Source organism: Shinella sp. BE166, from assembly GCF_051201095.1.
GTDB lineage: Bacteria > Pseudomonadota > Alphaproteobacteria > Rhizobiales > Rhizobiaceae > Shinella > Shinella lacus.
Genome location: NZ_JBPEHL010000004.1, coordinates 356,690 through 379,680, shown reverse-complemented (window position 1 = coordinate 379,680; position 22,991 = coordinate 356,690). Strand labels below are relative to the sequence as shown.

Here is a 22,991-nt window from a genome sequence, read left to right as displayed (position 1 = left end):
CCGGGCTTCCCGGAGCAACCTGGATATGGGGAATACCGAAATGGCAACTGCACGTATTATCGACTTCCTGAACACCCGACGTCCCGACGGCCCGTGCCTCGTGGTCGACCTCGATGTCGTGCGTGACAATTTCAAGGCCTTCCGCCACGCGCTGCCCGACAGCTCGATCTATTATGCCGTCAAGGCCAACCCGGCGCCGGAAGTTTTGCGCCTGCTTGCCTCCATGGGCTCAAACTTCGATTGCGCGTCCGTCGCCGAAATCGAAATGGCGCTCGACGCCGGTGCCACCCCGAGCCGCATCTCCTTCGGCAACACGATCAAGAAGGAACGCGACATTGCCAAGGCGCATGCGCTCGGCGTTTCGCTCTTCGCCGTCGACAGCCATGAGGAAGTCGAGAAGATCGGCCGTGCCGCTCCCGGTGCGCGCGTGTTTTGCCGCGTGCTCACGGATGGCGAAGGCGCCGAATGGCCGCTGTCGCGCAAGTTCGGCTGCGTGCCGCAGATGGCCGTCGACGTGCTCGTCTACGCCCACCAGAACGGTCTCGTCTCCTATGGCGTGTCGTTCCATGTCGGTTCGCAGATGACGAAGGTCGATGCCTGGGATTCGGCCCTTGCCGATGCCAAGCGCGTCTTCGTGCAGCTTGCCAAGCAGGGCATCGAGCTCAAGATGGTCAACATGGGCGGCGGCTTCCCGACGAAGTACCTTCGCGACGTTCCGTCGGCCGAAGCCTATGGCAAGGCGATCTTCGGTGCGCTGAAGAAGCACTTCGGCAACCAGATCCCGGAAACCATCATCGAGCCGGGCCGCGGCATGGTCGGCAATGCGGGTGTGATCAAGGCGGAAGTCGTTCTCGTCTCGAAGAAGTCCGACAACGACAACCACCGTTGGGTCTTCCTCGACATCGGCAAGTTCGGCGGTCTCGCCGAAACCATGGACGAGGCGATCCGCTACCCGATCCGCACCGCGCGCGATGCCGACGAGATGGAGCCTTGCGTGCTCGCCGGCCCGACCTGCGATTCGGCCGACGTGATGTACGAGAAGAACATGTATCCGCTGCCGATCACCCTTTCGATCGGCGACGAGGTTCTGATCGAGGGCACCGGCGCCTATACGACGACCTACTCGGCCGTCGCCTTCAACGGCTTCGAGCCGCTCAAGGCCTACGTCATCTAAGTCTACCGGCGCTCCCGTTTCGAGCGGGAGCGCCAAATTCACAATTCATTTTGGATACCGTTTGAATCGGTTTTGAGCGCGGGAGGCCCAACGATGGCCACTGTTCTTGATTCTGTCCGCGCGTTCTTCGCGCATGCCGCCTTCACCATCGACCGGGAAAATGCCGGCGACGTCGTCGCGCGCGAGCGTTTGCTCGACCGCGTCATGGGCGAGGGGCGTTTCCGCAAATCGTCGGAAAAGATCCGCCGCGGCCGCGTGGCTGCGGAAGGCCTGGCACTCGTTGCCCGCGACCCGGATGGCCATGTTATCGGCACCGTTCGCCTGTGGAATGTCGAGGCGGGCGTCGATTCCGAAGGCAATGCCGTGCCGGCGCTGCTGCTCGGCCCGCTCGCCGTCGATTGCGAACATGAGGGCAAGGGCATCGGCGGCGCGCTGATGCGGGCTGCCATCACCGAGGCGCGTGGCCGCGGCCACGGCGCGGTGCTGCTCGTCGGCGATCCGGAATATTACGAGCGTTTCGGCTTCTTTGCCGACAAGGCGCAGCACCTCGTCATGCCCGGCCCGTTCGAGCGCCGGCGTTTCCTGGCGCTGGAGCTGAAGGATGGCTGGCTTGACGGCGTTGCCGGTATGCTCATCGCCAGCGGCCGCCGCCTGGCCGGCGCGGAGATGCGCAAGGCGGCCTGAGTTCAGGCTGGACTTGACGCTTGTCATTGTTTTAATTGTGAAATTGTCAAGATCGGTGCGAATTTTGCACCGATCTCGTCGCCGTTTGATCCATCTCAAGGGTGGGCCTCTTCCGCCGGCTCCATAGTCGCTCCGCAAAGACGATCAGGAGAGACGACATGATTGGGAAATGGATGGGGCTTGCCGCGGGCATCGTGCTGGTGGGCAACGGGGCCTTTGCAGCGGACCTCGAAGAGCGCATGGCGCCGCCGGAGGCGACGATCGACCTTGCGGCGCAAAGCCCTTGGCAGATCCGCGTGCGCGGCCTCGGCGTCATCACGAACGACTCGGGCGCCGTGAACGGGATCGCGGGTTCCGACCTCTCCTATTCGGATACGGTCATTCCGGAACTGGATATCTCCTATTTCTTCACAGACAACATCGCTGCCGAACTCATCCTCGGCACGACCTATGCGCATGTCGATGCGGCCGGCTCGATCGCCGGGCTTGGCAAGGTGGGCAAGGCCTGGCTGCTGCCGCCGACGGTGACGCTGCAATACCATTTTACCGATTTCGGTGCCTTCAAGCCCTATGTCGGCGCGGGCGTGAACTATACATTCTTCTACAACCAGTCGGGCTCGGGTGATTTTTCCAAGCTCGATATCGAGAACAAGGTCGGCGCCGCCTTGCAAGTCGGTTTCGATTACATGCTGGACGACCACTGGGGCATGAACTTCGACGTGAAGAAGATCTTTCTCGAACCGAAATGGAAGGTCGACCTCAATGGCACGCCGCTGACCGGCAAGGCGAAGCTCAATCCTTGGCTGGTCGGCGCCGGCGTAACCTACCGCTTCTGAGGAACGCGCCGTTCATGGCCGGTGCACACGGGTTTTCAACACTGCGTGAAGCCCGGCCATCGGCCATGAAATCGCGCCGCCCGTCGCCTATCTGCCTTCCTATGAGGAAGCAGCTTTTCATTATCGGTCTTGCCCTGGCGTTGCCGCTTGCCGGCGCCCGCGCGCAGGAGCCTGTTATCGCTCAGCCGGCGCAGACGATCGCCGAGACGCTGTCTGCGGCCGCCTCGCTGTCACAACTCAAGGCGGTCGTCGTTGCGCGCGACGGCAAGATCGTCGCCGAGCGCGGCTATGGCGGGCATACGCCGGCCGAAAGCGCGAACATCAAGTCGGCGTCAAAATCGATCATCTCGGCGCTCGTCGGCATCGCCATCTCCAAGGGTCTGCTCGAAGGCGTCGACCAGCCGATCGCGCCGATCCTCGCAAAGGATCTGCCGGCGGAGCGCGATCCGCGGCTCGACCGTATCACCATCGGCAACCTGCTCTCCATGCAGGCGGGGCTGGAGCGCACCTCCGGCGGCAATTACGGCCGCTGGGTCGCCAGCCGCAACTGGGTGCGGGCGGCCCTCGCCATGCCCTTCGCCGACGAGCCGGGCGGGGCGATGCTCTATTCCACCGGCTCGACGCATCTTCTCTCGGCGATCCTGACGAAGGTTGGCGGCAAGTCGACGCTGGCGCTTGCCCGCGACTGGCTCGGCCCGCTCGAGGGGTTCCGCATCGGCGCCTGGGACCGCGACCCGCAGGGCATCTATCTTGGTGGCAACCAGATGGCGATGAGCGCGCGCTCGCTGCTGGCCTTCGGCGAGCTTTACCGCAATGGCGGGCGCACGGCGGATGGCACGCAGCTCGTGCCGGAGGACTGGATACGCCAATCCTGGCAGTCGCGCACCAATTCGCGCTTTTCCAACGACGGCTATGGCTACGGCTGGTTCGAGCGGGTCATCGGCGGCAAGACGGTGCATTATGCCTGGGGCTTCGGCGGCCAGATGCTTTATATCGTGCCGGACCTCGGCCTGACGGTCGCCATGACATCCGACGAGGGCGACCCTTCCGCTCGTTCCGGCTACCGCGACGACCTGCATGATCTCCTGGCCAGGATCATCGGCACGGCCGAGAGCTGATCAGTTCGCGGCGCGCCGATAGAAGGCGAGCGAGCCGGCAAGCGCCAGCAGCGCACCGCCGCAGATGCGGTCGAGCCAGGCGGCACCCGATGTCTTGAGCAGGCGCACGGCCTGCGAGCCGAGCGCTGCATAACCGAACATCACGACGAAATCGATGGCCGCGAAGACCAGCGCGAGCAGGGCATATTGCTGCGTCTGCGGGGCTGACGGGTCGATGAACTGCGGCAGGAAGGCCGAGAAGAACAGGTAACCCTTGGGATTGGTGACGGCGACCAGCAGGCTTTTCGAGAAGATCGCCCGCGCTGTCGTGCGGCCGGCGGCCTGCGCGTCGTCGAGGGCGCGGCCGAGCGTGCCGGTGGAGCGCAGCATCTGGATGCCGAGGAAGGCAAGATAGGCCGCACCCAGCCATTTGACGACGGTGAACCAGAATTCGGACGCCGCAAGAAGCGCGCCGAGGCCGAGTGCGACGGCACCGATCAGCACGAAATCCGACAGCACGGCGCCGACCATGCCGGGCAGTGCACGGCTGATGCCGTAGCGCGAGCCGTTGGTGAGCGCGAGCAGGACAGTTGGGCCGGGCGTCGCGATGCCGATGAAGGCGACGGCGGCGAAGGCAAGCAGGGTGACGAGGGTCATGGTGGTTCCTCCCGTTGCGATTGCTCCCACGCCTCAGCCGGCGATGCAAGAGCCCGCCATTTGACAGGCGGCGCGCGAAGCCTTATGTGCGGGGCAGGGTGAGAGCCCCTGCCGTCCGCGAGCGTTAGCTTTGGTGAAGTCTCTCTGAATGACGATCGGTCTTCCAGCATCATGCATGCGAACCGGTGGCAATGCGGGCTCCCTCCGAAATGACGCATGCAGACACTGGAGATCCGACATGCGTCCAACATCGACGCCCCTACCATCCCTCGATGCCCTGAAAGACCAGGCGAAGCGGCTGCGTGCGCGTTTTGCCGAAGACGACCAGGCGATTTCCCATTCCCGGGCACTGGAACTCATCGCCGCGCAATATGGCTTCCGCGACTGGAACACGCTGCATGCCGTCGTCGGCAACCGGCCGCCGTTCAATCCGTGGATGCTCGGCTCGCGCGTGCGCGGGCACTATCTCGGCCAGCCCTTCGATGCGGAAATCCTCGGCGTGCAGGCCCTGACCAGCCAGCCCGGCCGCTACCGCATGACGCTGCATTTCGACGAGCCGGTGGACGTGGTGACCTTCGACAGCTTCTCCGCCTTCCGCCAGCGGGTGAACTGCACCGTCGATGAGACGGGGCGGACGACCGAGAAAACCTCGAACGGCCGGCCCCAGGTCGAGCTGGAGTGGTGAACGGTCAGAACGAGCCCGAAAACCGTGCCGCAAGGCCGTCGACCTCGAAGTCGGCGGCCTTGTCGTTTTCGCGGCGCACGAGGTGGCTGTATTCCAGCGAGGCGGTCGCGCTCTTGGAAAATGCATAGCTCAGCGTCGCCGAGGTCGATTTCGTGCGCGTGCGATAGTCATAGTAGAGCCAGTCGCTATAGGCCTGCTCATAGGCGAGCGCGAGCTTCAGCTTTTCCGTCAGCGCCTTTTCCAGCGAGAGGCCGACCGTGCGCACGTCTTCACCGAGCGAATCGTCGATATCGCCAAGCTGGATGTCGCGCGTAATTTTCGCCTTCAGCACGGCCTGATGCGGGAGCTGCCAGGTCAGCTCGCCCTTCAGGAAGGGCCGCGCGCGTTCTACGGTCTTGCCGAGATGCGGGCTTTGCACGCCGACCACGCCGGCTTCCGCCATCAGCGTGATGCTCTTGCCGAAGACACGGCCATAGGCGAGCGATCCCCGCAGGGTCTCGGCCGGAAAACGCTCGAAGGCCCTGCGTTCGGAGCTGGCGATCTGGCTTGCGCGATATTGCAGCGTGGCGCCCACCTCGCCGCCGAAGAGTGGGCGGATATGGCCGCCGGATACGTCGAACAGGGTATAGCCCGCTTCGAGCTGGGTCGGCTTCAGGCCGCGCAGCGTGAAATGCGCCTTGCCGCGGTCGAGCTTCGAGACGGTCGCGGTCAGGTGATTGCGGCCGCCCCAGCGGTCGACCGTGAGCCCGGCGCTGGCGGTGGCGACGACGTCCACCTTGCGGTAACCGATCAGCGCGCCGGGCAGGTTAAGAAAGATGTCGCCGGTGCGCCGATGCTCGACGCCGCCCTTCAATGTCAGCTTCACTGTCTTGCTGAGGTCGTAGCTATAGCCGAGTTCGACGCCGGCGATGCGCTGGTCGGCGAAACGATACTTTGGCACGCGGCGCACACCGGCGCTCAACGCATAGGCGAGATGGGAGTCCTCCAGCGCCAGGCTGCCGCGCAAACCGAGCTTCGCCTCGCCGAATGCGGCCGAAATGTTGCTCGGGTCCTGGAAAATATTCGACGTCCAGCCACCGCCCACCTTGTAATCGACGGTTGAATCCGCGGAGGCGGGGTTGTATCCGGCAAGCGCCAGAGCCGTACAAAGAAAGCCACGAAGGAAGCGCATCGGATCCCGTTCCTGTCTGTTAATGGAACAGAATCCTAGAGTTGCATGGTTAAAATTTCTCTCAATGATTGATTTCGCGTTGATATTGCGATTCTATCTACTATGGATTGTGTTTGGTATCAGATCGTTAAACTTGTCTATGTTATGGTTAACTATTTGCTACGATTGGGAAATCCGGTTGAGTAAATCGACGCTTATATTACCTTTAGTTGCGTACCGCCAAGGTACTCAACCGAAGGAGAGAGAACATGAGCAAGACCCGCACCACCATCCTCATCGCAACCATCTTCGCATTTGCCGGCGCCAGCCAGGCGTCCGCCGGCGGCCTTCTGGGCGGCGTCGGCATTCTGAACGGCAACAAGACGGGCGGCATCGTCATCGCCCCGAGCGTCGGGCTCGGCGATATCCTGACCGACAACGACAACAACAAGGTCCTGAACGGCGTGCTCAACGGCACCCTGTCGGGCATCCTCAACGGCAACACGCTCGGCATTCTCGGCGGCAGCGATTGCGGCTGCAAGAAGCGCAAACACTGACCGCACCATCCCCACCCTTGCGGTCCGTGGGCCCGGGAGAGCGTCGCTCTTCCGGGTTTATGCCGTTATCCCGCGATGTCGATGACGCCGCAATCGCCGGCTTCGCTGGCGAAGGCGATGAGCTTGCCGCTCTTGCTCCAGGCGATCGAGGTGATGGCGCCCTTGCCGGGGCGGCGCAGCAGCACTTCGCGGCTGTCGGCGAAACGGGCGGCGAGCACCATGCCATCCGAATAACCAATCGCGACGACCTCTTCCGCCGGATGGCAGGCGACGGCCGTGACCATCACGTCGCTGCGGGTGCCGAGTTCCAGCGGCGGCTTGCCCATCGGGCCGTCTTTCGCGGAGAAAGGCCAGACGATAGCGGCCGGCGCGCCGGAAGAGGCGAGCCACTTGCCCTTGGCGGACCAAGAGAGCGACTTCACCTTCGCCGGATAGCCGGTCATGCGCATGTGGCGGGTGTCGCCGCCAGGCTTCGAGTCGAGCTTCCAGCCGTGCAGCGCGTTTTCCTGCATGCTGGTGACGACGAAGCGGCCGTCCGGCGAGAAGGTAATGCCGGTATGGGCGCCCTTCCACTCGAGATCGACGGGCTGTGCGGCCATCGCCACCCAGTGCAGCGACGCACCATTGTAGCGCGCCAGGCCGATGCGCAGCCCTTTCGGCGCGAAGGCCACGCCCTCGACGGAGCGTGCCTCCACGAACTCCTTGATCGTGCCGTCCGCAAGCCGGACGCGGGCCGTGCGGCCCTCCGCGAAGCCGACCGCGCCCTGCGGCCCGGCGGCGACGATGGAAATCCACTTGCGCGGCACTTCTGCGACAAGGCTCACGCTGCCGTCGGCGGCGATCCTCAGCACCTTACCGTCTTCACCGCCGGTGATCAGCGTGTCGTTTGCCTCGTCGCGCACGCAGGCGAGCAGGCCATCATGCGCCTCGGTGACCTTGTGGCCATGGTCGAGGCGGTTAATGGCGCCGGAGGCGGAGGCGAAGAACGGCACATCACCGAGAAAGGCGGCCGCGACGACGTGGCCGTCGAGGTCAAGAGGAGCGACAGTCGGCATTATTGGGGCTTTTCCGCGTGCATGACGTTGTCCGAAAACCGTTTCACACTTTTCGGCGTCATGCCTGTGTCTCGCAGGCCTTGAAGGTCCGTTCGATCTTTTCGCGATCAAGATCGCGGCCGATGAAGACGAGGCGGCTTTCGCGCTTCTCGCCGTCCTTCCAGGCGCGCTGGTGGTCGCCCTCGACGATCATGTGCACGCCCTGCACGACGTAACGCTCGTCATCACCGGCAAAGGCGATGATGCCCTTGAGACGCAGGATGTTCGGGCCGTCGGTCTGGGTGATCTTCTGGATCCAGGGGAAGAAGCGGTCCGGGTTCATCTCGCCGCCGCGCAGCGAGATCGACTGCACCGTCACGTCATGGATCGGCGAGACGCCGTGGTCGTGGTGATGGTGGTCATGGTCGTTATCATGGTGGTGGTGGTGATCGTGGTCGTGACCATGGTGATGATGGTCGTGGCCGCAATCCGGGCCGCAGACATGATCCGGCGCATCGTGGTCGAGGAAGTGCGGATCGTTTTCGAGCGCACGCTCCAGGTTGAACGCGCCCTGGTCGAGAACCTTGGTGAGGTCGATTTCCGAGCGGGTCGTGCGGTGGATGCGGGCGGACGGGTTGATGACGCGAACGGTCGCCTCGATACGCGCCAGTTCTTCGGGGCTCACAAGGTCGGTCTTGTTGATCAGCACGACATCGGCGAAGGCGATCTGGTCTTCCGCCTCGCGGCTGTCCTTCAGGCGCAGCGGCAGGTGCTTCGCATCGACCAGGGCCACGACGGCGTCGAGCTCGGTCTTCTGGCGCACGTCGTCGTCCATGAAGAAGGTCTGGGCGACCGGCACCGGATCGGCAAGGCCGGTGGTTTCGACGATGATGGCGTCGAAGCGGCCGGGGCGGCGCATCAGGCCTTCCACGACGCGGATCAGGTCGCCGCGCACGGTGCAGCAGATGCAGCCGTTGTTCATCTCGTAGATTTCCTCGTCGGATTCGACGATCAGGTCGTTGTCGATGCCGATCTCGCCGAATTCGTTGACGATGACGGCATATCGCTTGCCGTGATTGCCGGTGAGGATGCGGTTGAGCAGCGTCGTCTTGCCGGCGCCGAGATAGCCGGTGAGCACGGTGACGGGAATGGGCTTCGGGAGGGCTGTTTCGGTCATGGGAACCTCGAGCGATTGCGGGGACGGCTGAGACGTCCGGTTGGCGTCTGATATAGGAGATCGAACGGGCCAGCGCAAATGCGATCGGGTCTTTGTCGCTACGCAATTCCGGATGCAAAACAGCGTTTTTTAGTCCAGCGTCTTCACATCGAAGGCGGCGACGTCTTCGAGGAGGGCGACGAGGCCGCGCACCGCATGCATGAGCAGCCGCTCACCCTTTTCCGCGGTCGCCGCGCTGGCATCGCCCGCAACGCCCTTGGGGTTGAGGTCGGACATCTTCCAGCCGAAGGCATGCGGCCCGTAGGCGCGCAGATGCGCGAAGCGGGCGGCGAATTCCGCCTGGCGCGAGCCGAAGCGCTCCGCCTTCTCCATATGGACCACTTCGGGATGAAGCGCGAGCATGACCGAGGTCTCGATGTCGCCGCCATGGATGTCGATCGCCTTGTCTTCCGGTGTGATCCATCCGTCCGGCTGGCCGAAGCGGGTCCAGGCGGTCGCCACCACGAGCATGTCGAAGCGGATGCGCGCCTCGGTCGCGACGATCGTCATCAGGGGCGAATTGCCGCCGTGGGCATTGAGAAGCACCAGCTTGCGGATGCCGTAGGGGCGCAGGTCCCCGGCTATCGCAAGCCAGCGCTCGATGGCCTCGGTATAATCGAGCGAGCGCGTGCCCGGCACGTCGAGATGTTCGGGCGAATAGCCGACCGGCTCGACGGGAAGGAAGGTGACGGGCAGGTGCGCCGGCAGCACGGCCATCAGCCGCGCGGCGACGCCCTCGGCGATCAGCGTGTCGGTTTCGAGCGGCAAATGCGGGCCATGGCCCTCATGGGCGCCGAGCGGCAGGACGGCAATCCAGTCCGCGCGCGCTTCCAGCGGCAGGTCTGGATCGTTTTCGGTCCATCGCATCTTGGGATGCGCCATTCCTTCCGCTCCGATCCTGACTTGCCGCGCGCCTGTAACCTGAGTCATATGAAGGCGAGGCCCGCGACGCAAGGGCGGCGAAGCATTCGGGAGAGGCGATCGATGGGCAAGAAGCACAAGGACGGCAAGGACGCGAAGAAGAGCAAGAAGAAGAAGCCACACGACGACGTCACGGGTGCCGGCCTTGCTAGCGCGGTCGTCAATGCGGCCCGCTCCATGCGTACGGTGCTGTCGCGCAATCTTCTGGCGACCGGCCTCTATGCCGGTCAGGACGGCGTCATCCTCGCGCTTTCGGAGGAGGGGGGGCTGACCGCCGGTGCGCTCGCCACTCGCCTCGGCGTTAAGGCGCCGACCATGACGCGCACGATCGGCCGGCTGGAGGCGCAGGGCTTCGTGGAGCGCCGGCCCGACGAGACCGACGGGAGGCTTACCGTCGTGCACCTCACCGAAACCGGCCGCGCCACCGTCGAAACGATCACCGAAGCCGGGCGGCTCAGCGAAGAGCAGGCGGCCGAAGGCCTGAGCGAAAAGGATGTGCGCCAGCTGCTCAAGCTGCTGCGCACCATGGACGAGAACCTCCACGCCAACCTGCCGGATGGCCCACGCAACGGCGAAAAGCCTGTTGCCGAGGACATTTAAACTGTTTAAATAAACGGTTTTAAACGCATTGTCTGGGGAGGGGTCGTGGCCCAGAAAATCAAGCTTTCCACCATCGCGGAGACGCTCGGCGTTTCCACGGCGACGGTATCGCTTGCGCTGAGGGACAGTCCGCTTGTTGCGGCCTCGACCCGGGATCGCATCAAGGAACAGGCCCGCGCGCTCGGCTATATCTACAATCGCCGCGCGGCGAGCCTTCGCACCTCCCGCTCGGGCATCATCGGCGTCGTCGTGCACGACATCATGAACCCGTTCTACGCGGAAATCCTGAAGGCCATCGAAAGCGAGCTCGATCGCGACCGGCAGACCTTCATCCTCTCCAACCATTACGATTCGGTCGAGAAGCAGCGCAATTTCGTCGAGACGCTGCTGCAGCTCGGCGGTGATGGCGTCATCATGTCGCCGGCCATCGGCACGCCGCCGGAGGATATCCAGCTTGCCGAGGACAATGGCATGCCGGCGATCCTCATCGCCCGTTCCATCGAAGGCTTGGACGTGCCGATCTTCCGCGGCGACGACAGCTATGGCATTTCGCTTGCCACCAATCACCTGATCGGCCTTGGCCATCGTACCATCGCCATGGTGGGCGGCACGGACCAGACCTCGACCGGCCGCGACCGCTACCAGGGTTATGTCAACGCGCTGCGCAAGGCGAATATCGAGGTCGATCCGAGCCTTCGCATTCCCGGCCCCCGCACCAAGCAGGGCGGCTTCGAGGCGGCGGTGCATTTCCTCTCGCTGCCGCAGAAGCCGACGGCGGCCGTCTGCTGGAACGACCTCGTGGCGATCGGCCTGATGAACGGCATTGCGCGCGCCGGCCTCGTGCCCGGCCGCGACGTCTCCGTCACCGGTTATGACGACCTCGAAGAGGCGGCGATCGCCACGCCCGCGCTCACCACCGTCTGGAACGGCCAGTCCGAAGTCGGGCGCAACGCCGCACGCGCGCTGCTCGACAAGCTCTCGGGCAGCCACGAGCCGGATGGCATCCATCTCATCAAGCCGGAAATGCGCATCCGGCAATCCACCGGACCGCTGAAGCCGCATCCGGAAGGCTGAGGCATTTCAGACAGCAGGGAGGTTTTGCCATGGCGGCCAAGACACGCATTCTCGTGCCGGGCACGATCCGCGATCGGGTGCTCGATCGCATCACGGAGGCCTTCGATGTCGTGCGCATCGAGCGGCCGGATCCGACATTGCTGGCCCGTTCGGAAGCCGCAAGCATTTCCGGCATCGCCGTCTCCGGCGGCTGTGGTGCGGCGCTGATCGAACATCTGCCGGGGCTGGAGATCATCGCGAGCTTCGGTGTCGGTTATGACGGGATCGATGTGACGGCGGCCGCCGCGCGCGGGATCGTCGTCACCAATACGCCGGATGTGCTGAACGACGAGGTCGCGGACACGGCGATCGGCCTGCTGCTCAACACCGTGCGCCGTTTCCCGCAGGCGGAAAGCTGGCTGCGCGAAGGGCGCTGGGTGCGCGATGGCGCTTTTCCGCTGACGCCGCTCAGCCTGCGTGGCCGCAAGGCCGGCATCTACGGCCTCGGGCGCATCGGCATGGCGATCGCCGAACGGCTGAAGGGTTTCGGCATCGATATCGCCTACCACACGCGCCGTCCGCGCGAGGGCGTGCCCTATGCCTATTACCCGTCGCTGGCGGAGCTTGCCGGGGCGGTCGATATCCTCATCGCCATCGTGCCGAAGACGCCGGAGACGCACCGCACGATCGATGCGGAAATCCTGCAGGCGCTCGGCCCCAATGGCGTGCTGATCAATGTTGGGCGTGGCTGGACGGTCGACGAGGCGGCCCTTGCGGCGGCGCTGAAGGACGGCGTCATCGCGGCGGCCGGCCTCGATGTGTTCTATGACGAACCGCATGTGCCGCAGGCGCTGCTCGACCTGCCGAACGTCTCGCTGCTGCCGCATGTCGCCTCGGCGTCGGTTGCGACGCGCGATGCCATGGCCGATCTCGTGGCGGACAATCTTTTCACCTGGTTCGAGCGCGGAACGGCGGTGACGCCGGTGCCGGAAACGCCCTTTACGCGAAAAGCCGGGTAGGGTCTGGAAAGCCTTCATTAACCTTTCGGCAAGTTTGCGGGCGCATGCTTTGTGCGTCGGAACGAGCCGAAAGGAGACCCCATGAAGACGCTGATGATTGCCGCCGCGGCCGGCGTTTTGTCGCTGGGTGCCTGGAGCGTGGTCAGCCATGAGACGCCGGCGATCGATCCGGTGATCTCGAATTCCATTCCGGCACAGACCGCGGGCCACAGCTATACGATCTCCAACGTGGTGGCGAACACCGCCTGCCTTGCCGAGCGCGGCAGCCGGATTTCCAGCCGCAGCGAACGGTTTACAGCGAATGGCGATTGCGAGGCCGTCTGGCCGGGCCTCTCGGCGGCGCGCACCTGGATCAGCAATGGCGATGGCACGGTGGTCGTCGCCGACGCGCGGGGCGAGGCGATCCTCACGGTGGTCGATGGCGATGGGCTCGCCTATGAGGCGGTCGAACCCGCCGATGCCATGGTCACGATGATTTCGGCCGACTAGACCAGGCGCGTATCCGCCCACTCAAGCCGTCGTCCATCGGACGCATGCAGCTTGAGCCGCGAGACCGGCGAACGCGTCGCGTCATCCACCAGAACGGAGCGCCGTTCGCCCTCGCGATAGAGGTGGTCTTCCCCCCATTGCCGCAGCGCGACGATGACGAGAAACAGGCCGCGGCCCTTCTCGGTCAGCACATATTCCTGGTAGGCGCTGCCGTCCGAGGCGGGCGCGAGGTCGAGAACACCGGCTTCCACGAGATCCCGCAGGCGCGTGCTCAGCATGCCCTTGGCGATGCCGAGATTCTGCTGGAACGCGCCAAAACGCCGGATGCCATCGAAGGCGTCGCGCACGATCAGCAGCGACCACCAGTCGCCGATCGCATCCAGCGTGCGCGCGACCGGGCACTCCGCTTCGCGAAAACTCTTGCGCTTCATCGTCTGCTTCCTGACATTAAACTGGTCTTAAAATAGAACTGGAATGCGTTTGCCGCAAGTGGTCTCATCATAGGACTTGATGACTGGAGACCGATGATGGATGCGACGACCGCCACCCAACAGGCCCTGCCGCGCTGGACGCTGCTGGTCTTTGCCTTTACCTGCGGCGCCAGCGTCGCGAATATCTATTATGCGCAGCCGCTGCTCGACACGATCGCGGCGACGTTCGGCATATCGCCGGGCGCCGTGGGCCTCGTCGTGGCGCTGACGCAGGTCGGCTACGCGGCGGGCCTCGTCATCATCGTCCCGCTCGGCGATCTCGTCGATCGCCGCAATCTCATCGTCGCCCAGACGCTGTTTTCCGCCATCGCGCTGGCCGCCATCGGCAGTGCGCCCAATGTTTTCGCGCTGTTTGCCGGCATGATCGTGGTGGGCTTGCTGGCCGTCGTGGTGCAGGTGCTGGTGGCGTTGAGCGCGACTCTGGCGCGACCGGCGGAGCGGGGGCAGGCTGTGGGGCTGGTGACGAGCGGCGTGGTGGTGGGCATCCTGGCCGCCCGGTTCGTGGCCGGTGTTCTGGCAGATGTCGGGGGCTGGCGGGCGGTCTATTTTTCCTCCGCGGGCCTCATGCTGGTCCTCGGCCTGCTTCTCGTCCGCGTCCTGCCGCGCAACATTCCCGTCGGCAGTTCCGAGCGTTATGCAGCCGTGCTGAAATCGATCCCGCTTCTCTTCTGGCAGGAGCCGGTGCTACGCCTGCGCGCAGGCCTCGCCTTCCTTATCTTCGCAAGCTTCAGCACGCTCTGGACGGCGATGGTGCTGCCGCTCAGCGCCGTGCCCTTTTCGCTCTCCCATACGCAGATCGGCCTGTTCGGGCTTGCGGGACTGGCCGGGGCACTTGCGGCGGGCAGCGCCGGGCGCCTCGCCGATCAGGGCTTTGCCGGGCGCACGACCGGGTTTTCGCTGGCGCTGCTCTGCCTGTCATGGCTGGCAATCGGGTTTCTTCCCCGCTCGCTCGTCGTCTTCGCGCTGGGTGTCGTGGTTCTCGATTTCACGGTCCAGGCGGTGCATGTCACCAACCAGAGCCTGATCTTCGCCCGGCGCCCGGAAGCACGAAGCCGCCTCGTCGGCGGCTACATGGTGTTCTATTCGGCCGGAAGCGCGCTCGGCGCGATCACGTCGACGGCGAGTTATGCGCGCTTCGGCTGGACGGGTGTGTGCGTCACCGGCGCGGCCTTCAGCCTCGCCGCGCTCGCTCTCTGGTCGCAGGATGCGATCAGGCGGACTTGACCGAGCCGAAGGCCAGCACGTCGGCCTCGGCGGGCCGGGCAACGCCCTGCTTGGCGGCCGCATAGTCGCGCACAGCCTCGCCGAAAGCGGCAAACAGGCTGTTCGATGGCTGGTCGGAGCCGACCCAATATTCCGGATGCCACTGCACGCCGACCGCGAAGGCCTTGGCGCCGATGACGGAGACGGCTTCGATCGTGCCATCTTCGGCGACCGCTTCCACGGCCAGGCGCGGGGCGATCTCGGAGATCGCCTGCCGGTGCAGCGAGTTCACCTGCACCTCGCCGGCGCCGACGACCGCGGCCAGGCAGCTTCCTTCCTTGACGGTGACCGCCTGGCGGATGCCGTAGGCGACGTCGAGCACCGGCGTGTCCGGCTTGCGGTGGTCCCACATGCCGGGCTGTTCCTGGATCTCGTTGGCGAGCGTGCCGCCGAGCACGACGTTCAGCTCCTGGATACCGCGGCAGATGGCGAGCAGCGGAATGCCGCGCTCCAGTGCCCGGCGGATGAGCGGCAGGCTCGTCGCGTCGCGCGCGGGATCATAGGGGCCTTCCGCCTCGGTTGCTTCCCGGCCATAGAGCGAGGGGTGCACGTTGGTGCGCGAGCCGCTGACCAGAAGCCCGTCCACCCGGTCCAGGATACCGTCGAAATCGTTGTCGGCTTCGAGCGCCGGCACGAGGAACACGGTCACATTCGCGCCCTTGACGGCGGCGCGCACATACTGGTTCGGGGTGGCCTGCCAGACGTTGCCTTCGATTTCCCTGATATCGGCGGGAATGGCGACGACGGGTTTCGACATGATGGGCTCCGGAAAAAGAAATACCAAATGAGGATTTGCTATCAAATCCCGTCTCAGTCAATTCCCCCTTTCGGGCGAAATGACGACGGAAGCGCTGTTTCAGGCGGTAGGCGGGTTGGAGGCTCTGTCCTTGCGTGATGATATTTGATAGTCTTACAGCGACAGGTCGTTAACCAAAGGCTTGCAAACAGCGATTGTACAAAAGGTTTTTCTCACTCCCCTTTCACGCAATACTGTGTCGCAGTGGAGTCAGGAAGTTGCGTCGTTTACTCATGCCAGGTTGAACTTTGCCGGCCAAAACCGGCAATATTGCAATATTGGGTTGAATACCACTTCCACCGGTTGAACTTGCGTGCAATTATGTCGGACTATACCCTCGTTATTGGGTAATTTCCCGAAATCATTCATTAAATTTTGGCCGGTAACCCTCTCTCGTCAAGGGAGTGCCTAGTCCATGAAGGATAAGGGTCAAAACACACTGCCGGCCGATGTCTACCTGTCGTTCGTCAGCTCGCTGTACGGGAACCGCCAGACCCTTTTCGTGGGCATGATTTCGCATGTCATCACATTCTCTTTCGTATACGCAAAAACCGCCGATCCATTTTTCCTCGCCTGGAGCGGGCTTGTCGTGCTCATCTGGTCGCTGCGCGCCGTCGGCATGCGCCACTTCGACCGGGTGGACCAGGACGCCCTCGACATGGACGGCATCCGCTATTGGGAGAACTGGTACAATCTCGGCGCCGTCGGCACGACGATGGCGCTCGGCACTGCCTGTGGCTACAGCCTGCTCTTCAGCCGCGACAGTTTTGCGGAACTCGCCACGATCGCCGTGACGCTCGCCACCATGGTCTCCGTCGTCGGGCGCAACTGCGGCTCGAAGCGGGCGGTCGATTACATGACCTTCTCCGCCTGCTTCCCGATGGTGGTGGGCTTCCTCGGTCTGGGGGATTTCTATCACGCGGTGCTGGCGGTCCTCATCCTGCCCTTCGTGATGACGACGCGCATGATGGCCAACGGCGTGCGCGAATTCCTCTACAAGAACGTGCTGGCGACGCGCGAGGTTTCGATCATCGCCGATCGTTTCGACACGGCGCTCAACAACATGCCGCACGGCCTGTTCATGCTCGATGCCGACCACCGCATTCTCGTCGCCAATCGTCGCGCCTGCGAGCTTCTGCATCTCGGCAACCAGGAGCGCCTAAAGGATTGTCACCTCGACGTGGTCCTGCGTTTCGGCGTGCGCAATACCTTCCTGAATGCCGACCAGAGCAGGGCGATCCTGCGCCAGCTCGACGAGCTTCTGAAGGGCGAGCGGTCCCGCGCGCTCGTGCAGGTGACGGACGGTCTCTATCTCGAATTCACCGCGTCCCCGCGCGAGAACGGCGGCGCCGTACTGATCTTCGAAGACGTGACGGCGCGCGTGCGGGCGGAAAACAAGATCCTGCACATGGTGCGCTACGACAGCCTCACCGGCCTGCCGAACCGCACCTATTTCTCCGATCTCGTGCAGGAGGCGCTTGCCGATCGCAAGAAGCCCGGCATGGTCGGCTTCATGGTGCTCGACATCGACGACTTCAAGCATGTCAACGACATGAAAGGCCACGTCACCGGCGACCGGCTGCTCTGTGCCATTGCCGAGCGCCTGCGCCGGCTTGCGGGCGACAAGGTGATCGCCGGCCACCTGATGGGCGACGAGTTCATCCTGTTCTTCCCGAACGAAAGCAACCGCCGCGACCTCGAAGCGCGCATGCGCCGCTTCCATGAGCAGCTGGGCGGCACCTACGAGTTCGATGGCATGACCTTCCTCGTTTCCTTCAGCGCCGGCTGCGTGATGGTGCCGAGCGGCGATTTCCGGCTGGAGGAAATGCAGATCCGCGCCGATCTCGCGCTGTTCGAGACCAAGTCGCGCGCCAAGGGCAGCGTCACCGTCTTCGAGCAGGAGATGGATGCGCGCTACATCGACCGCCAGAAGCTCAAGGACGACCTGCGCGAGGCGCTTGCCACCAACACGCTGTCCGTCGCCTACCAGCCGATGTTCGTGCCGGATGGTTCGCGCATCGAATGCTGCGAGGCGCTGTCGCGCTGGACGCATCCGGAACGGGGGCCGGTGCCGCCGAACGTCTTCATCCAGATCGCCGAAGAGATGGGCATTGTCTCCGAGATCACGCGCTTCATGATCATGCGGGCCTGCGCTGATTGCGCGACCTGGCCGGAGCATATGGGCGTTTCGGTCAATCTCTCCGTGCAGGACCTGCGCGGCACCAGCATCATCGACCTCGTCGCCGAGGCGCTGGCGGCAGGGGGGCTTGCGCCGCACCGGCTGCACCTGGAAGTCACCGAAAGCTGCCTCATGGAGGAGCCGGTCAAGGTGCAGGCGATCCTGCAGGAGCTTCGCGCCCGCGGCATCACCATCGCTATCGACGATTTCGGCACCGGTTATTCGAGCCTCAGCTATCTCGACCAGCTGCCGCTCGACGTCATCAAGATCGACCGGTCCTTCGTGCGCAATATCGGCGAGGACCCGCGCCGCTTCCAGCTCCTGCGCGGCACGGTGAACCTGTCGCGCGAACTCGGGCTGCGGATCGTGGTGGAGGGGGTGGAGACGCGCGAGCAGCTCGCCCTTATCAACAAGTACCAGTGCGCCGATCTCGTCCAAGGTTACGTCTTCGCGGCGCCCATGTCGCCCGATGCGCTGCGCGATCTCTACGAGACGCTCGCCCGCAAACCCGGCGAACCCCGCCGTCGCGGCCGCCGCGTCGCCTGATCCTTCCCGCCGCCTTTTCCCCTGACGTGCAAAGTCGATAAGCTATATCAGCTTATTCAAATTTAGCGTTAACCATATATTAAGGTTAATGAATGGTATTTTACACAAATTGTCTTATATCGGCGATTGTAGGTGAGGCAGCGCGGTGGCTGCCGGTGTTTGTCAATCGGGGATACGGGGACTATGGCCAGCGTAGAGACGGCGACCAATCGCTTTTCGGACAAGCTTCTGGGACTGCTCGACAAGATCGAGTACCGCCGCGTCGAGACGGGCGAGGACATGGAAGACGTCGCCCGCATCCGCTACAAGGCCTACAAGGCCGGCGCCGTGATGCATCTGGGCGAGCAGTCGGTTCTGATCGACGATTCCGATTTCGACAGCCATGCCTATGTCTTCGGCATCTATTACGAGGAGCGGCTGATCTCGACGGTGCGCCTGCACCATGTGACGCCGGACCATCGCGTCACCTCGTCGGGCAAAGTTTTCCCGGACGAGATCAACGCCTTCCTCGACGCCGGCATGTCGCTGATCGACCCGGTGCGCCTTGCGGCGGACCCGGAAATCTGGAGCGAGATGCCGGCCATTCCGTATCTGACGCTGCGTATCGCCACGATGGCGACGGATTATTTCCAGACGGATCGCTGCGTGCAGATGGTCAAGCCTGCCCATGCGGCCTTCTACAAGCGCGTCTTCGATGCCGATTTCGTCGCCTCGCCGAAGAGCAACCAGGGCAAGTTCATCATCGACCTGATGCTGCTGGCGACCAACGTCAAGGAGACGCTGCCGTCGCTCTACCAGCGCTTCCCCTTCTTCAAGTCCGAGCCCTATGAGCGCCGCATGATGTTCGCCCGCGGCGACGACCTGCCGTTCAGCCCGCTGACCGTGCGCCCGACCGCCCGCCGCGCGCATTTCGGCGGCGAGCGGATCCAGCTTTCCGGCGGTGCCTACGCCGGATAACTTGCGTTTTGATGTCGCATGCCGGGCCGGTTTCGCAAGAAACCGGCCCGTTCTGTTTCGGAAACGTTACAGGTCGAACGCTCTCACCTTCCATGCCGTTGCGCTTTGCCGATCCATTGTGTAAGGCCTGAAAGACGCGCGCTTGTCGCGCCTGAGGGAATCGCCGGAACTTCGGGTTCCGGCCTGTATTAAGCGCTCATCGGATGGAGTTTTCCGTCTCGCGGGCGTGGTTGCTTAGGAGAAGGTGACTATGGCTGAACATCATTCCGGACCGGTCGAAATGGGCGCTCCGATGGATTATCCCGAGCACGAGAAGACCTACAATTTCTTCATCGGTGCAGCCAAGTACGGCACGCTGTTCTGCGTCGCCCTGCTGATCGCCATGGCGGCCGGCTTCTTCACCAGCGCTGGTTTCTTCAGCGCGGTGCTTCTGTTCATCATCCTCAACGTCGCCGGCTTCTTCCTGCTGCGTTGATCTGAACAACCGCATTTGCGGTTTGGTGGCGGCGCCATCCGGCGTCGCGCTTCAACACGGCCAGTCTCGGGGGGAGGACCACGGTTTGAGTCAGTGTATTTTTGTGGCAAGGGAAAGTGATCCGGCGGAAGGCCGCGTTGCGGGTTCCGTTGAAACGATCAAGAAAATGAAGGGTTTGGGGCTGGAGGTGCTGGTGGAAGCCGGTGCAGGCCTCAAGTCCCGCATCCTGGATGCGGATTACGAGGCCGCCGGTGCCCGCATCGTCGGGCCGGAAGAGGCGAAATCGGCGGATGTCATCCTCAAGGTGCGTCGCCCGACCTCGTTGGAGATCGCCGGCTACAAGTCCGGCGCCATCGTCATCGCCATCATGGACCCCTACGGCAACGAAGCTGCCATCGCCGAGATGGCGAATGCCGGTCTCACCGCCTTTGCCATGGAACTGATGCCGCGCATCACGCGCGCCCAGTCGATGGACATCCTGTCCTCGCAGGCAAACCTTGCCGGTTACCAGGCGGTCATCGACGCCGCCCATGAATTCGACCGCGCCATGCCGATGATGATGACCGCCGCCGGCACCGTGCCGGCCGCCAAGGTCTTCGTCATGGGCGCCGGCGTCGCCGGCCTCCAGGCGATCGCCACCGCGCGCCGCCTCGGTGCCGCCGTTTCCGCGACGGACGTTCGTCCCGCCGCCAAGGAGCAGGTCGCCTCGCTGGGCGCAAAATTCATCGCCGTAGAGGATGATGAGTTCAAGGCCGCCGAGACCGCCGGCGGTTATGCCAAGGAAATGTCCCGCGAATACCAGGCGAAGCAGGCGGCACTCGTTGCCGACCACATCGCCAAGCAGGACATCATCATCACCACCGCGCTCATTCCCGGCCGCCCGGCGCCGCGTCTCGTGACGCGCCAGATGCTGTCGGCCATGCGCAACGGCTCCATCGCCGTCGACCTCGCCGTCGAACGCGGCGGCAATATCGAAGGCTCCGAGGCCGGCAGGGTCGCCGAGGTCGAGGGCGTCAAGGTCATCGGCTATCTCAACGTGCCGGGCCGCATCGCCGCCTCCGCCTCCGCGCTCTACGCCAAGAACCTGCTGACCTTCCTCGAAACGATGGTCGACAAGGAGAAGAAATCGGTCTCGGTCAATGTCGAGGATGAACTCGTCAAGGCGACGATGCTGAGCCACGGCGGCGCCGTGGTGCATCCGAACTTCGGCGGCGCCGTTCAGCTAGGGGAGGGCAAGTGATGGCAAACGAACTTCTGGACAAGGCGATCACCGATCTGGAACGCGCCGTGGAAGCCGTGCGCACGGCCTCCGACTATCTGCCGGATGCAGCCGCCGCTGCGGCGCATGGTGTGTCGGGCGGGGCAATCGACCCCTTCGTCTTCCGCCTTGCGATCTTCGTGCTGTCGATCTTCGTCGGCTATTATGTCGTCTGGTCGGTGACGCCCGCGCTGCACACGCCGCTGATGGCCGTCACCAACGCCATCTCCTCGGTCATCGTCGTCGGCGCGCTTCTCGCCGTCGGCATCTCGCTTTCGGGTGTGGCGACCGGCTTCGGCTTCGTCGCGCTGATCCTCGCCTCCGTCAACATCTTTGGCGGCTTCCTCGTCACCCAGCGCATGCTGGCGATGTACAAGAAAAAAGAGAAGTGAGGCCGGCCCGATGAACGCAAATTTCGCAGCCTTCCTCTACCTCGTCTCCGGGGTACTCTTCATCATGGCACTGCGCGGCCTGTCGCATCCGACGACGAGCCGCCGCGGCAACACGCTCGGCATGGTCGGCATGGGCATCGCCATCGGCACGACGCTGCTCTTGGCAACGCCGTCCTTCGGCGGCCTGGTGCTCATCGTGCTTGGCCTGGCCATCGGTGGCGGTGCTGGCGCCTATATCGCCCGCTCGATCCCGATGACCTCGATGCCGCAGCTCGTCGCCGGCTTCCACTCGCTGGTCGGTCTTGCCGCCGTGCTGGTGGCTGCGGCCGCGCTCTATTCGCCGGTCTCCTTCGGCCTCGGCCAGGTCGGCGAAATCCACGGCCAAGCCCTCATCGAAATGGCGCTGGGTGCCGCAATCGGCGCGATCACCTTCACCGGCTCGATCATCGCCTTCCTGAAGCTCGACGGGCGCATGTCCGGCAAGCCGATCATGCTGCCCTACCGGCATGTCATCAACATCGTGCTGCTCGCCGCGATCGTCTTTTTCATCGTCGGCCTGACTCTGTCGGAAAGCCATTTCGACTTCTGGCTGATCGTCATCCTGGCGCTGGCGCTCGGCGTGCTGCTCATCGTGCCGATCGGCGGCGCCGACATGCCCGTCGTCGTGTCGATGCTCAACTCCTATTCGGGTTGGGCGGCAGCCGGCATCGGCTTCACGCTCGGCAACCTCGCGCTGATCATCACCGGCGCGCTGGTCGGCTCCTCCGGTGCGATCCTGTCCTACATTATGTGCAAGGGCATGAACCGCTCGTTCATCTCGGTCATCCTCGGTGGCTTCGGCGGCGATAGCGGTGCGGCAGCCAGCGACGACGGCGTGCAGCGCACGGTCAAGCAAGGTTCTGCCGACGACGCGGCCTTCCTGATGGCGAATGCCTCCAAGGTCATCATCGTGCCGGGCTACGGCATGGCGGTGGCGCAGGCACAGCATGCAGTGCGCGAGCTTGCCGATGCGCTGAAGAAGAACGGTGTCGAGGTCAAATACGCGATCCATCCGGTCGCAGGCCGCATGCCCGGCCACATGAACGTGCTGCTCGCCGAAGCGAACGTGCCCTATGACGAAGTGTTCGAGCTTGAGGACATCAACTCGGAATTCGCCCAGGCCGACGTTGCCTATGTCATCGGCGCCAACGACGTGACGAACCCGGCGGCGCGCGACGATAAATCGTCGCCGATCTACGGCATGCCGATCCTCGACGTGGACAAGGCCAAGACCTGCCTCTTCGTCAAGCGCTCGCTTGGCTCCGGCTATGCCGGCATCGACAACACTCTGTTCTACAAGGACGGCACGATGATGCTGCTCGGCGACGCCAAGAAGATGACGGACGACATCGTCAAGGCGATGAACCACTGATCCTGGCAAAAGCCTGAAACGGAAAAGCCAGACCACCACTCCTTCGTCATG

The 22,991-nt window shown here is 63.8% G+C and carries 24 protein-coding genes; 17 read left to right on the top strand and 7 right to left on the bottom strand.

Annotated features, from left to right (window positions below):
- Positions 1–40: 40 nt before the first annotated feature.
- From odc2 to J2Y63_RS12550, 4 genes are all read left to right on the top strand, one after another.
- Positions 41–1,174, top strand: coding sequence for an ornithine/lysine decarboxylase (gene odc2, locus J2Y63_RS12565; protein ID WP_435266335.1), 1,134 nt, complete (start codon positions 41–43; stop codon positions 1,172–1,174).
- Positions 1,175–1,267: 93 nt separating this feature from the next.
- Complete coding sequence (locus J2Y63_RS12560; RefSeq protein WP_435266334.1) at positions 1,268–1,858, top strand: GNAT family N-acetyltransferase; 591 nt, start codon at positions 1,268–1,270, stop codon at positions 1,856–1,858.
- 158 nt (positions 1,859–2,016) lie between these two features.
- The gene (locus J2Y63_RS12555; RefSeq protein WP_435266333.1) at positions 2,017–2,694 is read left to right on the top strand and encodes an OmpW/AlkL family protein; all 678 of its coding nucleotides are present in this window, start codon (positions 2,017–2,019) and stop codon (positions 2,692–2,694) included.
- Between the two features lie 101 nt (positions 2,695–2,795).
- The gene (locus tag J2Y63_RS12550) at positions 2,796–3,812 is read left to right on the top strand and encodes a serine hydrolase domain-containing protein (RefSeq protein ID WP_435266332.1); all 1,017 of its coding nucleotides are present in this window, start codon (positions 2,796–2,798) and stop codon (positions 3,810–3,812) included.
- Here the strand turns inward: J2Y63_RS12550 and J2Y63_RS12545 are convergent, their stop codons facing one another.
- Positions 3,813–4,448 carry a LysE family translocator gene (locus J2Y63_RS12545; RefSeq protein ID WP_435266331.1) on the bottom strand — a complete coding sequence of 212 codons (636 nt, stop codon included), beginning with the start codon at positions 4,446–4,448 and terminating at the stop codon, positions 3,813–3,815. It abuts the gene before it with no gap.
- 238 nt (positions 4,449–4,686) lie between these two features.
- On the opposite strand from J2Y63_RS12545, the gene J2Y63_RS12540 reads away from it, so the two are divergent.
- Positions 4,687–5,133 carry a glyoxalase superfamily protein gene (locus tag J2Y63_RS12540; RefSeq protein ID WP_256119808.1) on the top strand — a complete coding sequence of 149 codons (447 nt, stop codon included), beginning with the start codon at positions 4,687–4,689 and terminating at the stop codon, positions 5,131–5,133.
- Positions 5,134–5,137: 4 nt separating this feature from the next.
- Here the strand turns inward: J2Y63_RS12540 and J2Y63_RS12535 are convergent, their stop codons facing one another.
- A complete protein-coding gene (locus tag J2Y63_RS12535; protein ID WP_435266330.1) occupies positions 5,138–6,304 on the bottom strand; it encodes an outer membrane beta-barrel protein in 1,167 nt (388 codons plus the stop codon).
- Between the two features lie 248 nt (positions 6,305–6,552).
- Between J2Y63_RS12535 and J2Y63_RS12530 the strand changes: the two genes are divergently transcribed.
- Positions 6,553–6,840, top strand: a complete 288-nt coding sequence (locus J2Y63_RS12530) for a hypothetical protein (protein WP_435266329.1) — start codon at positions 6,553–6,555, stop codon at positions 6,838–6,840.
- Between the two features lie 65 nt (positions 6,841–6,905).
- Here the strand turns inward: J2Y63_RS12530 and J2Y63_RS12525 are convergent, their stop codons facing one another.
- The 3 genes from J2Y63_RS12525 to J2Y63_RS12515 form a co-directional block, all read right to left on the bottom strand.
- Entirely contained in the window at positions 6,906–7,895 is a 990-nt protein-coding gene (locus J2Y63_RS12525) for a WD40 repeat domain-containing protein (RefSeq protein WP_435266328.1), read from the bottom strand.
- 58 nt (positions 7,896–7,953) lie between these two features.
- A complete protein-coding gene (locus J2Y63_RS12520) occupies positions 7,954–9,051 on the bottom strand; it encodes a CobW family GTP-binding protein (protein WP_435266327.1) in 1,098 nt (365 codons plus the stop codon).
- 129 nt (positions 9,052–9,180) lie between these two features.
- Complete coding sequence (locus J2Y63_RS12515; protein ID WP_435266326.1) at positions 9,181–9,972, bottom strand: creatininase family protein; 792 nt, start codon at positions 9,970–9,972, stop codon at positions 9,181–9,183.
- A gap of 102 nt (positions 9,973–10,074) precedes the next feature.
- Here J2Y63_RS12515 and J2Y63_RS12510 point away from each other — a divergent pair, with 102 nt between their 5' ends.
- The 4 genes from J2Y63_RS12510 to J2Y63_RS12495 all read left to right on the top strand — a co-directional run bounded on the left by J2Y63_RS12510 (position 10,075) and on the right by J2Y63_RS12495 (position 13,172).
- A complete protein-coding gene (locus tag J2Y63_RS12510; protein ID WP_435266325.1) occupies positions 10,075–10,611 on the top strand; it encodes a MarR family winged helix-turn-helix transcriptional regulator in 537 nt (178 codons plus the stop codon).
- Positions 10,612–10,656: 45 nt separating this feature from the next.
- Positions 10,657–11,685: a LacI family DNA-binding transcriptional regulator gene (locus tag J2Y63_RS12505; protein WP_256119801.1), complete on the top strand. Its 1,029-nt coding sequence runs from the start codon at positions 10,657–10,659 to the stop codon at positions 11,683–11,685.
- 29 nt (positions 11,686–11,714) lie between these two features.
- Positions 11,715–12,683, top strand: a complete 969-nt coding sequence (locus tag J2Y63_RS12500; RefSeq protein WP_435266324.1) for a 2-hydroxyacid dehydrogenase — start codon at positions 11,715–11,717, stop codon at positions 12,681–12,683.
- An 81-nt stretch (positions 12,684–12,764) separates the two neighbouring features.
- Positions 12,765–13,172, top strand: a complete 408-nt coding sequence (locus J2Y63_RS12495; protein ID WP_435266323.1) for a hypothetical protein — start codon at positions 12,765–12,767, stop codon at positions 13,170–13,172.
- Here the strand turns inward: J2Y63_RS12495 and J2Y63_RS12490 are convergent.
- Entirely contained in the window at positions 13,169–13,603 is a 435-nt protein-coding gene (locus tag J2Y63_RS12490) for a winged helix-turn-helix transcriptional regulator (RefSeq protein ID WP_435266322.1), read from the bottom strand. The genes J2Y63_RS12495 and J2Y63_RS12490 overlap by 4 nt on opposite strands.
- Positions 13,604–13,699: 96 nt before the next feature.
- Here J2Y63_RS12490 and J2Y63_RS12485 point away from each other — a divergent pair, with 96 nt between their 5' ends.
- Positions 13,700–14,887 (top strand): MFS transporter, encoded by a 1,188-nt coding sequence (locus tag J2Y63_RS12485; protein ID WP_435266321.1) that lies wholly within the window; start codon positions 13,700–13,702, stop codon positions 14,885–14,887.
- On the opposite strand, the gene J2Y63_RS12480 is transcribed toward J2Y63_RS12485, so the two are convergent.
- Entirely contained in the window at positions 14,874–15,683 is an 810-nt protein-coding gene (locus J2Y63_RS12480) for a gamma-glutamyl-gamma-aminobutyrate hydrolase family protein (protein ID WP_435266320.1), read from the bottom strand. The genes J2Y63_RS12485 and J2Y63_RS12480 overlap by 14 nt on opposite strands.
- Before the next feature lie 454 nt (positions 15,684–16,137).
- Here J2Y63_RS12480 and J2Y63_RS12475 point away from each other — a divergent pair, with 454 nt between their 5' ends.
- The 6 genes from J2Y63_RS12475 to J2Y63_RS12450 all read left to right on the top strand — a co-directional run bounded on the left by J2Y63_RS12475 (position 16,138) and on the right by J2Y63_RS12450 (position 22,940).
- Positions 16,138–18,447 (top strand): putative bifunctional diguanylate cyclase/phosphodiesterase, encoded by a 2,310-nt coding sequence (locus tag J2Y63_RS12475; RefSeq protein WP_256119795.1) that lies wholly within the window; start codon positions 16,138–16,140, stop codon positions 18,445–18,447.
- Between the two features lie 183 nt (positions 18,448–18,630).
- On the top strand, positions 18,631–19,404 hold the full coding sequence (locus J2Y63_RS12470) for an N-acyl amino acid synthase FeeM domain-containing protein (protein WP_256119794.1): 774 nt from the start codon (positions 18,631–18,633) through the stop codon (positions 19,402–19,404).
- 250 nt (positions 19,405–19,654) lie between these two features.
- Positions 19,655–19,879, top strand: a complete 225-nt coding sequence (locus tag J2Y63_RS12465) for an aa3-type cytochrome c oxidase subunit IV (protein WP_256119793.1) — start codon at positions 19,655–19,657, stop codon at positions 19,877–19,879.
- Between the two features lie 85 nt (positions 19,880–19,964).
- Positions 19,965–21,119 carry a Re/Si-specific NAD(P)(+) transhydrogenase subunit alpha gene (locus tag J2Y63_RS12460; RefSeq protein ID WP_435266319.1) on the top strand — a complete coding sequence of 385 codons (1,155 nt, stop codon included), beginning with the start codon at positions 19,965–19,967 and terminating at the stop codon, positions 21,117–21,119.
- Positions 21,119–21,529 (top strand): NAD(P) transhydrogenase subunit alpha, encoded by a 411-nt coding sequence (locus J2Y63_RS12455; protein ID WP_256119791.1) that lies wholly within the window; start codon positions 21,119–21,121, stop codon positions 21,527–21,529. Before J2Y63_RS12460 ends, J2Y63_RS12455 begins: the two co-directional genes overlap by 1 nt.
- A 10-nt stretch (positions 21,530–21,539) precedes the next feature.
- Positions 21,540–22,940, top strand: coding sequence for an NAD(P)(+) transhydrogenase (Re/Si-specific) subunit beta (locus J2Y63_RS12450; protein WP_256119790.1), 1,401 nt, complete (start codon positions 21,540–21,542; stop codon positions 22,938–22,940).
- Positions 22,941–22,991 lie beyond the last annotated feature (51 nt).